8 protein-coding genes are annotated in these 9693 nt (G+C 44.1%); 3 read left to right on the top strand and 5 right to left on the bottom strand.

Features of this window, described 5'->3' with window-relative positions:
- From QZY09_RS03225 to QZY09_RS03215, 3 genes are all read left to right on the top strand, one after another.
- The coding region (locus QZY09_RS03225) for a class I SAM-dependent methyltransferase (RefSeq protein ID WP_367119157.1) at positions 1-729 on the top strand (729 nt) is incomplete at its 5' end.
- Between the two features lie 16 nt (positions 730-745).
- Positions 746-2149, top strand: a complete 1404-nt coding sequence (locus tag QZY09_RS03220) for an aminopeptidase P family protein (protein WP_295667971.1) — start codon at positions 746-748, stop codon at positions 2147-2149.
- 44 nt (positions 2150-2193) lie between these two features.
- Entirely contained in the window at positions 2194-3747 is a 1554-nt protein-coding gene (locus QZY09_RS03215; RefSeq protein ID WP_295667970.1) for a rhomboid family intramembrane serine protease, read from the top strand.
- 7 nt (positions 3748-3754) lie between these two features.
- Here QZY09_RS03215 and QZY09_RS03210 read toward each other — a convergent pair whose 3' ends face one another.
- From QZY09_RS03210 to typA, 5 genes are all read right to left on the bottom strand, one after another.
- Positions 3755-4657 (bottom strand): glycosyltransferase, encoded by a 903-nt coding sequence (locus QZY09_RS03210; RefSeq protein ID WP_295667968.1) that lies wholly within the window; start codon positions 4655-4657, stop codon positions 3755-3757.
- Positions 4658-4817: 160 nt separating this feature from the next.
- Complete coding sequence (locus QZY09_RS03205; protein WP_295667966.1) at positions 4818-5591, bottom strand: class I SAM-dependent methyltransferase; 774 nt, start codon at positions 5589-5591, stop codon at positions 4818-4820.
- Between the two features lies 1 nt (position 5592).
- On the bottom strand, positions 5593-6243 hold the full coding sequence (locus tag QZY09_RS03200) for an FkbM family methyltransferase (RefSeq protein WP_295667964.1): 651 nt from the start codon (positions 6241-6243) through the stop codon (positions 5593-5595).
- Complete coding sequence (locus QZY09_RS03195) at positions 6240-7556, bottom strand: flippase (RefSeq protein WP_295667962.1); 1317 nt, start codon at positions 7554-7556, stop codon at positions 6240-6242. The genes QZY09_RS03200 and QZY09_RS03195 overlap by 4 nt, the downstream gene beginning before the upstream one ends.
- 240 nt (positions 7557-7796) lie before the next feature.
- Positions 7797-9608 (bottom strand): translational GTPase TypA, encoded by a 1812-nt coding sequence (typA, locus tag QZY09_RS03190; RefSeq protein ID WP_295667960.1) that lies wholly within the window; start codon positions 9606-9608, stop codon positions 7797-7799.
- Positions 9609-9693 lie beyond the last annotated feature (85 nt).

The following is a 9693-nucleotide window of genomic DNA, read 5'->3' as shown; positions in this document are numbered from 1 at the left end:
CCGATCTGGAAGTCCTTTTGGGAATCGAAGAACGACATCATCTTTTACCTGAAACAGGACTATCACTTCGGGGAGATCCTGGCCAGACTGATCAAAGAAAAAAACATCAAAACGGCTATTGAGTTGGGCGGTTTCCCGGGCTATTATGCTACCTTTCTTAAAAAGTATTACCAGCTGGATACAACGCTTTTTGATTATTTTATCCACGAAGGCATCATCGACCAACTGCTGGAGAAAAATGGGCTGAAACACGGCGATGTAAAGATTATTGAAGCCGACCTGTTTGCATACCAGCCGACCTTACAATATGATTTGGTGACCTCCTTTGGCCTGATTGAGCATTTTAACGATACCAAAGCGATCCTTGAAACCCACCTGCAGTTTTTAAAACCCGGCGGTGTGCTGTTTGTTACCCTACCGAATTTTAAAGCCGTAAATGGCTGGGTACAGCGCAAATTCGACAGGGCCAATTACGATAAACACAACATCAATTGCATGGAGCCGACACTGCTGGCGGAATATTGCCGGCAACTGGGGCTTACAGAAGTAGAAAGTTATTACCATGGCAAATTCAGTGTTTGGCTGGAAAACCGTGCCGAACAGGGCAGCATCGTAAAAGCGCTGGTGAAAACCATCTGGCTGGCCGGGAAGATTTTCACCAAAGTGTTGCCGATGGAGAGTAAAGCGTTGTCGCCCTATATTGTGTTGAAAGCAGTGAAACAGATTTAGCATAAAGATTAAAAAAATGAAACTCCACCTTTTTGATGAACAGGTTTATATCGACCGCAGGAATACGTTAAAGCAACACATCCGTCAGGATGGCCTGATTCTGCTCCTTGGCAACGAGGACAGCAGCATGAACTATAAGGACAATTGCTACCCCTTTAGGCAGGACAGTAGTTTTTTGTATTATTTCGGGCTGGCTGTGCAAGGGCTTGCCGCCATTATTGATACCGATACCGGCGAAGAAGTAATTTTTGGCGACGAACTGACGATCGATGATATTGTTTGGACAGGTACGCTCCCTACGGTAAAAGAAATGGCTTCCCTGGTAGGCGTTCAACAAACCAGCCCTTACCAGCAGGTGGTACGTTATATTCACAAAGCCATCGTAGCCGGCCGGAAGGTGCATATCCTTCCGCCCTATCGGCCTGAAAATAAAATCAAACTGGCGGAATGGCTTAACGTAAGCCTTGAGGATATTGCCGATCATGTTTCCGTAAAACTCATCAAAGCGGTGATCACCCAGCGGGTGATTAAATCGCCACTGGAAATTGAACAAATGGAAAACGCCGTGTCTATCAGTGTTGATATGGAGCTGGCAGTCATCAAACATACACGCCCCGGCATTAAAGAGTATGAACTGGTTGCCAAAGCAGAAGAAGCTGCTTTGGCAGCCAATGCACGATTGGGTTACCCCGCCATCATCACCACACATGGGCAAACGCTGCATACCCATTATTACGGCAACACGTTAGAAGAAGGGCGCATGGTTTTAAGCGATATCGGCGCAGAGAATGCCATGCACTATGGAGGGGACCTTACCCGCACCTTCCCTGTCGGGCGTAGTTTTAATACCCGGCAAAGGGAATTGTACCAAGTAGTTTTAAATTCGATGGACCATGCCATCAGTATGTTAAAACCTGGGGTGAGATATAAAGATATACACCTGGCTGCCTGCCAGAAACTGGTAGAAGGCCTGACACAAGTAAACCTGATGAAAGGCGACGCCGCTGAGGCTGTAGCTGCAGGCGCGCATACCATGTTTTTTCAATGCGGACTGGGCCACATGCTCGGCATGGACACCCATGACATGGAAGACCTTGGCGAACCCTATGTTGGCTATACAGACACCCTGAAAAAGGAGACCTCCATATTCGGCCTTAAATCATTGCGCTTGGGCCGCGAGCTGGAAAAAGGTTTTGTACTTACGGTAGAACCCGGCATTTACATTATCCCTGAATTGATTGACCGCTGGGCAGCTGAGAAAAAGCACACTGAATTTATCAACTACGATGTTTTAAACACCTATCGTGATTTTGGCGGAATCCGCATAGAAGATAACTTCCTGATCACAGAAACCGGCAGCCACCTGCTGGGTAAATATCTGCCGAAAACTTTGAAAGAAATAGAAGGATTGAAAGGTTAAACTCTTTTTACTATATTGGGGCTCAAACCAAATCCAATTAATTTATGCCCGGCGGAATTACCCCTAATCGCATCGCAACTATTCCGCTTGGCGACTACAACGCCGACTATTACCTTACCCTCATTTACCAGGCCATGATTAACCTTGGCTGGGATATCGGATATTTCGACCATGACGGCATCATTGCATATACACCTATTTCGTGGGCTTCTTATTCTGAGGAAGTATCGGTCAGGGTAAAGGATGATGTTGTTGTTTTTAAAAGCGAATGCGTGGGTTACCAGGGTCTGTGGACCAGCTATGGCAAAAATCAAAAAAATCTTGACCTGCTTTTTAACGAAATTGCCTACGCCGAATATCATTTGCAGAGCGAGCTGGCAGAGACCACCCAGGAATTGATGAACAGCGTGCCCGAAAAACAATTCCTCAGCCTGGATGATCCGCCGATGGCAGGGAAGGAGCAGTTGCACGGTTTCTTTTCGCCCATCATCCCCTGCGAGAAATATTTTATCACGCCGCTGCTGGTCATTTTAAATACGCTTGTGTTTATCGGTACATCAATGGCGTTTAAAATTTTACCCGCGTTTTTATCTATCAGCCAATTCCATTTAAGCAAGGGCGAAACCATACAGGACAAAATGTACCTGCAATTTGGTTTCAATCACCGTACACAGGTGCTTAACGGGCAGGTTTGGCGGTTGCTAACCAGCACCTTCCAACACTTCTCTATTGTACACCTGGTTTTCAACATGGTTGCCCTGGTTTATATTGGCTCTTTGATAGAATGTAAACTGGGAAAATGGAATTACCTTTTTATGTATTTATTTACGGGCATCATTTCAGGAATGATCTCGGTGATGTTTAACTACACAGAAATAAGCGCCGGCGCATCAGGGGCAATATTTGGCTTATTTGGAATCTTGCTTGCCCTGGTAAGTACAAACTTTTATGAGCGCAGCGCCCGCAAAGCTCTATTAATCAGCACCGCCATAGTGGTTGCCTTTAATATTATCCCTGTTGGTGAAGGCATAGACAACGCCGCGCATTTCGGGGGACTGATCTCCGGATACATTTTCGGATGGATAGCCTACCTGGGGATGAATCATCAAAACCTGTTGATCAAAAAATGGGGCATTGCGTTTGTCGGTTCGTCCATCGTTATTGTTTTTGTGGGTTGTAGCGTGGCATTTATGCCCAGGTACCAGGTAACTGAATTTGCTGCTCTTGTTGACAAAACCGAGGCGATAACAAGGGATCTTAACCATGACTTTTATGACGGGACAGTTTATGGTTATGGGATTGGTAAGGATATGAGCAGGCAGGACAAAATGGATACCATTGAACAAAAAGGGCTCCCAGAACTGAAAGACCTAAAAAAAATGGGCGCTGAGTTTAAAAAGCTAACGCTGCCGGCAAAAAAGGCAAGGGCCGCCAAAGCTGAAGCAAAATTGGTCGACCTGCTTTGCCAGTTGTACCAAACCCTTTATCTTGAATTTAAAGAGCAAAACGAAGAAAAATACAGGCCGAAGATTGACAGTTTAACCGAAAAGGTGAACTACGTACGAATGAATTGGAACGATGAAAATTTGGTAAAATAGCGCACGATCAGGCACCCAATTTTTGCCTGAAGAAACGAATGGTGCGCTGCAAAAGGGTGCCTTTGCGATTTTTCAGGAAGTTTTTTATAGCCTGGTAAGCCTGCGGGTCTTCTTTAATTTCGGAAGGAAATTGAGTAACGGGTTTTTGTGTTATTCGTACATGGTACATGTTTTCCTTATTGGAGTGTACGCCGGTGCCATCATTGCCGATATTGTTGACAAGGGATATAGAAGGATTAAGGGTAAGGCCGCCCTTTAAAAAAATGGACGCATACCAGCGGATGGCCCATGAATCATTTTTACCGGCTTTAAAGCCCAGCAGCTGTTTCCAGAAATTCATGGTACCTTCGATGGAAAAGCGGTCGGTTTTCTTTTTATCGAATTGTTTCAGCAATACATCCACGTCGGGCTCAAAGTCTTTCCAGGCGCGGGCCCACGTAGCCCAGCCCCAGCTGGTAGCAGCTCTGAAAAAGAAAGTTTGGGGCAGATCTTTCGCTTTTAACTGGTACATATATGCGCCGATATGCATTACTTTTTCCTCTTTAGCATACCTGTCCAGTGCTTCATTAAAATACTGCAGGGTAAAGGGCGATGAAAGCAGGTCATCCTCAAAAACTATCACCTTATCATATTCCTTAACCAATTGGGTAACGCCGCTGATGATGGACTCTGCCAGCCCCAGGTTTTCTTTTCTTTCGGTGATCTTTACAGATTTAAAACCGGTGACTTCTTTGATCAATTGCCGTATTTCTTCCACTTTAGCTTTATCAGCATCTGTTTTTGCTGCATCCGAAAAAATAAAAAGCCGCGATTCCTCAGCCAGTAAATTCTTTTGCAAATAACTGATGGTTCGCCGGGTATGTTCCGGGCGGTTATAAACAAATAAGGCTATTGGCGCAAGGTTCTGCATTGATTAGACACTAATTTTTCGAATTTATGCGAATTTCACGAATTCGCCTCACCCCGTCCCTCTCCAAAGGAGAGGGAGGAAAAAGCATCCTTTTTTTTAAGTCCTCTCCTTTGGAGAGGATTTAGGTGAGGCGAACGGAATGCTTATACTCTTGTGTTACCTAAAATATATTAACCTGCTGGTCAACTTTTTTAACCAATACGGTATAGGCATTAGCCAGCTTCTCATTCATCTTCTTCCCAAAAACTATTCCGAGTAAGTCCTTTAACGCGTATTCGGTACTGATCTTTATATTCTTCACCAAACTTTTTGATTTTTTTTGATTAACGTAGGTATTAAATCTGGTTACTTCCGGTTCAATTAATGATGTCAGGTCATCTTCAACTTCAAAACCTTCTGTCTGCAATAAGTACCGCAGCGATGTTGGTGTATATACATTGATATGCCCGTAAGCCAGGAAATGCTTGATCCTTTTGTCAACCCCTACCCTATAATCCAGCGGCACTTCAATAATGCAATGGCGCGCTACTCTTTTCAGTTCGCGCAACAGCATGCGCTCATGCTCCACATGCTCCAAAACGTGCGATAGGATGATCAGGTCAAAACTATCCTTTTCAAACGGCAGGGTATAACCATCAAATACCTGCACAGATTTTACGCCTGCTATATTCCTAGCCAGGATATGCTCCACGCCACTTTCCGAAATTTCCACCGCATGGTATTCTTCCGCAAAATTGGCATCGGCCAAAAACTTTAAGATGCTGCCGTCGCCGGCGCCAACTTCCAGTACTTTTTTGAAAATACGGCCCTTACTCACATCTATAATATGCTGTGCCTTGAATTTAGCGCCCAGCATACGCCAGGCCTCGTCGTGCTTTTGGTAAAATTCGTCGTATGCGGTTTTAACGTTCCCGCTGATGATCTGTTCAGCCATATTATATATTTAGGCAGTTTTCGGCCCTGTAAAAAACTGATGTTGCTTTGCGATAAAATAACCCTGGAGAAATACCGGTAAATGCCAGTTCTTTAAACCCTTTATTGGTTAAATAAGTGATGCCTTCTTTATAAAATTCGCGTTCCGAATCATCCAGCACGATCACCCCTTTTTCGGAAACCGCCTTTACCGCCTGTTTGCAGCAGTTTACCCGGTCGCGGCCGTCAACAATAATAATGTCAAAGGTTTCTTCCAGCTTTAAGGGCATACGGCAATAATCGCCATCGCGAATCAATTCGCAAAAAATCATTTCGGCATTTTCGGGTTTGGTATTGACGATCTTATCAAACCATTCCTTATCATGCTCCACCGAAACCACTATCCCGGCGTATTTGGCATAAAAATAAGTAGAATTGCCCGAGCCAAACTCAAATACGGTATGCTGGCGGTTTAATCTTTCCTTTATAAAATCGATAAACGAATAGGTAACCCAGGGAATGGGGTTATTGTCCTGGTCAACCGGCGACTGGCTGTCAAATGCAGTGAACCAACCTATCTGGTCAAGGTAACCTTTATCATTAAATGACAGCAATGTACGCAGCCTTTTGGGGCTTGTAAACACTTTATACAACAAATTTAATTTATTACTCATCGTTTAATGATCTTTTGAACCAGCGAAATTAAAAATAATGATTTAAACATCATCACTGCCTGGTCGTTAACTTTTGGAATAAATACGATAAAGAAGGTTGCGCTGGCATATGCTACCAATGTGGCAATGGCCGCACCCATCATCCCCATGTGTGGAATCAGGATCAAATTAAGCACAATATTTACGATTGCGCCGAAGCCGGTTCGGATAAAGGTGAGCTTGTTAAAATTTTCTGCAATCAAATACTGGCTGCTGGCAGCCCCTAAAAACACGAATACTCCTGACCAGATATGAACTGCTAATGTTGGCGCTGCATAAGCATATTCAGGCGTAAATAATTTATAGATCAATGGCGCGGCGAAGGTGATGATGACGGCCACAGGTAAACTGATATAAACCATCAGGTCGTACAAATGCTGGATGCGTTTTTTATAACGAGCAGCGTCATCCCGTTTGGCATTTAAAATTGCCGGGAACAGAGAAGTTACTATCACCGCAGGTATAAAATTCCAGGCTTCGCTTAAATTGGCGACTGTCGCATAGGCACCTGCTTCCTTAACACTATACATATTTTGCAGCATGATCTGGTCTATTTTCATGTAAAGGGCAACCATAATACCGGAAATGATGAGCGGCCATGAATAATGGAGCAGTTTTTTGGACAAGTTAAAGTTGAATGACCAGTTAAACACACTCCTTTGTTTGCGCTGGTAGGTAAAGTAATAGCCGATGGAGATCAGCAGAAAATCAAATGTATAAGCGGAAACAAACCATATCAGGGGCATTCTATTAAATATCAGCAACAGTTTTACGGCCGCCGATACCAGGTTACCCGCAATTTGCACCTGCATGATATATTTGGATTGCACCTGCGACTGGAAGTAGGCATCAATTACCGTAAACGCCTGTATTACCCCGATAAACGAAAAGATGAACACGTAACTATACGGTGTTTTGTGTGCGGGATAGATGAGGTAAGCGAAATAAATTAAAGGGATACAACAAAAACCGGCAAATACCTTCATCCAAAACGATGTACCCAGAATCTGGTCGCGATTTTCGGGAAATTGATGGAGTTCTTTGACGATGAATTGATCCAACCCGAGGGTGGCGATAGCCGAAAAAAAGTAAATATAGACCGTACCTCCTGCTAAAATGCCGTTGAATTGCCTGCCCAGGTACCGCGCAAGGATAATGCTGACGACCATTTTTATGGCCAAACTGCCCACGCGGCCCACAAACAACATTCCCGTATTTTTAAAATACTTTTCAAATGCCTGCTGGTCAAAACCTGGGATGTTAGGGAATCGCATATTTGTGCAAATGTATTGTTTTTGGTTGATTTAGCGGATAGGTTGATTTGGTGAGTGATTTGCAATTTTTTTTATTCCAATTATGCACCCCGTATATTGATGGCGAAATTCATACGGAAAGCAAAAAAGCACCCTGAAAATTCAGAATGCTTTTAACTTTCAATTTTGGATTGAACGATTGACCGGCATATGGAGCAGTAAACTTAATCAACCACTCACCTAATCAACTTAATCAACCAATTATTGATTCACAAACTTCTTGGCGTTTACCTTACGTTCGTTCTCGTTCAGAAAAATCTTACGCATGCGGATACTTTGCGGGGTTACCTCGATGTATTCATCGGCCTGGATATATTCCATTGATTCTTCCAACGAGAATTTGATAGCCGGTGCAATACGCACGTTAGTATCACTTCCTGAAGCGCGCATGTTGGTTAACTGCTTGCCTTTGGTTAAGTTAATCACCAAATCGTTATCGCGGATGTGCTCGCCCAAAACCTGGCCTTCGTAAATATCAACTCCGGGATCAACGTGGAAACGACCACGGTCCTGTAATTTATCAATGGCGAATGCAGTAGTTTTGCCTGTATCCATTGATACCAATACACCGTTTGAACGGCCAGGGATACTACCCTTCCATGGTTCGTATGATTTAAAGCGGTGAGCCATAATCGCCTCGCCACCGGTTGCAGTTAATACGTTATTGCGCAAACCGATGATACCGCGGGCAGGAATTTCAAACTCCAAATGCTGCAGGTCGCCTTTTGGCTCCATAACTAAAAGATCGCCTTTACGCTGCGTTACCAGTTCAATCACCTTACCGGCAACTTCTCCGGGAACATCCACGATCAGGGTTTCAACCGGCTCACATTTTACACCATCAATTTCTTTGATGATTACCTGTGGCTGGCCTACCTGCAATTCATAACCTTCGCGGCGAATGGTCTCGATCAATACCGATAAGTGGAGGATCCCACGGCCATATACTAAATAGGAATCCGGCGATTCAGTTTCAACAACCTTCAGGGCCAGGTTTTTTTCCATTTCTTTATATAACCGGTCGCGCAGGTGGCGTGAGGTGACAAACTTACCTTCTTTACCAAAAAACGGTGAAGTATTGATGGTGAACAGCATGTTCATGGTAGGCTCGTCAATATGGATAACTTCCAGTTGTTCCGGTTTATCAAAATCGGCAATGGTATCACCTATATCAAAACCGTCGATACCTACAACCGCGCAGATATCGCCTGATTTTACTTCAGTCGTTTTTACTTTGCCCAGGCCTTCGAAAGTATATAATTCTTTTATTCTCGATTTCTGTATTGTACCATCGCGTTTCACCAGGGAAACCGGCATGTTTTCGCGGATAACGCCACGGGCCACACGGCCGATAGCGATACGGCCGACGAAGGAAGAATAATCCAGCGAAGTGATCTGCATCTGCAAAGTGCCTTCAGCCTCAGGAGCCGGAGGGATATTTGCAAGGATGGCATCCATCAGCGGGAAAATATTATCAGTAGGCTGTTTCCAGTCGGTGCTCATCCAGCCTTGCTTTGACGAACCGTAGATCACCGGGAAATCCAGCTGCTCTTCAGTTGCTTCAAGGTTAAAAAACAGTTCGAAGATCTGTTCGTAAACTTCTTCGGGGCGGCAGTTTTCTTTATCTACCTTATTTACAACTACAATAGGTTTTAAGCCTAAAGCCAGAGCTTTTTGAGTTACAAAACGGGTTTGCGGCATAGCGCCTTCAAAGGCATCGCACAACAGCAATACGCCATCGGCCATTTTCAATACGCGTTCCACTTCGCCGCCAAAGTCGGCGTGACCAGGGGTATCAATGATGTTGATCTTAACATCCTTATACATAACCGAAACGTTTTTTGAAACGATGGTAATGCCCCGTTCGCGTTCCAGGTCATTGTTATCCAGTATCAATTCACCAGTCTGTTCATTATCCCTGAAGATGGAACAACTGTGTAATATCTTATCAACGAGGGTAGTTTTACCGTGGTCAACGTGTGCGATGATCGCTATATTTCTTATTTTTTGCATTTAAATGCGCCTCTAAATTTGGCGCAAAGGTATGCTTATTTAGCGAAAATTTAAAGAGTTAGCAAGTTATTAGTAAAATAATGAT

Origin of the sequence: uncultured Mucilaginibacter sp. (assembly GCF_903913935.1) — a bacterium.
Lineage (GTDB): Bacteria > Bacteroidota > Bacteroidia > Sphingobacteriales > Sphingobacteriaceae > Mucilaginibacter.
The sequence above is the reverse complement of the archived record's forward strand: the minus strand, read 5'-3'. Positions and strand labels throughout refer to the sequence as shown.

Bases quoted from the DNA above. Each gene is read 5' to 3' on its own strand.
- QZY09_RS03195 (WP_295667962.1), bottom strand. From the start codon at position 7,556: ATGCGATTCCCTAACATCCCAGGTTTTGACCAGCAGGCATTTGAAAAG.
- QZY09_RS03205 (WP_295667966.1), bottom strand. From the start codon at position 5,591: ATGGCTGAACAGATCATCAGCGGGAACGTTAAAACCGCATACGACGAA.
- QZY09_RS03215 (WP_295667970.1), top strand. From the start codon at position 2,194: ATGCCCGGCGGAATTACCCCTAATCGCATCGCAACTATTCCGCTTGGC.
- typA (WP_295667960.1), bottom strand. From the start codon at position 9,608: ATGCAAAAAATAAGAAATATAGCGATCATCGCACACGTTGACCACGGT.
- QZY09_RS03210 (WP_295667968.1), bottom strand. From the start codon at position 4,657: ATGCAGAACCTTGCGCCAATAGCCTTATTTGTTTATAACCGCCCGGAA.
- QZY09_RS03200 (WP_295667964.1), bottom strand. From the start codon at position 6,243: ATGAGTAATAAATTAAATTTGTTGTATAAAGTGTTTACAAGCCCCAAA.
- QZY09_RS03220 (WP_295667971.1), top strand. From the start codon at position 746: ATGAAACTCCACCTTTTTGATGAACAGGTTTATATCGACCGCAGGAAT.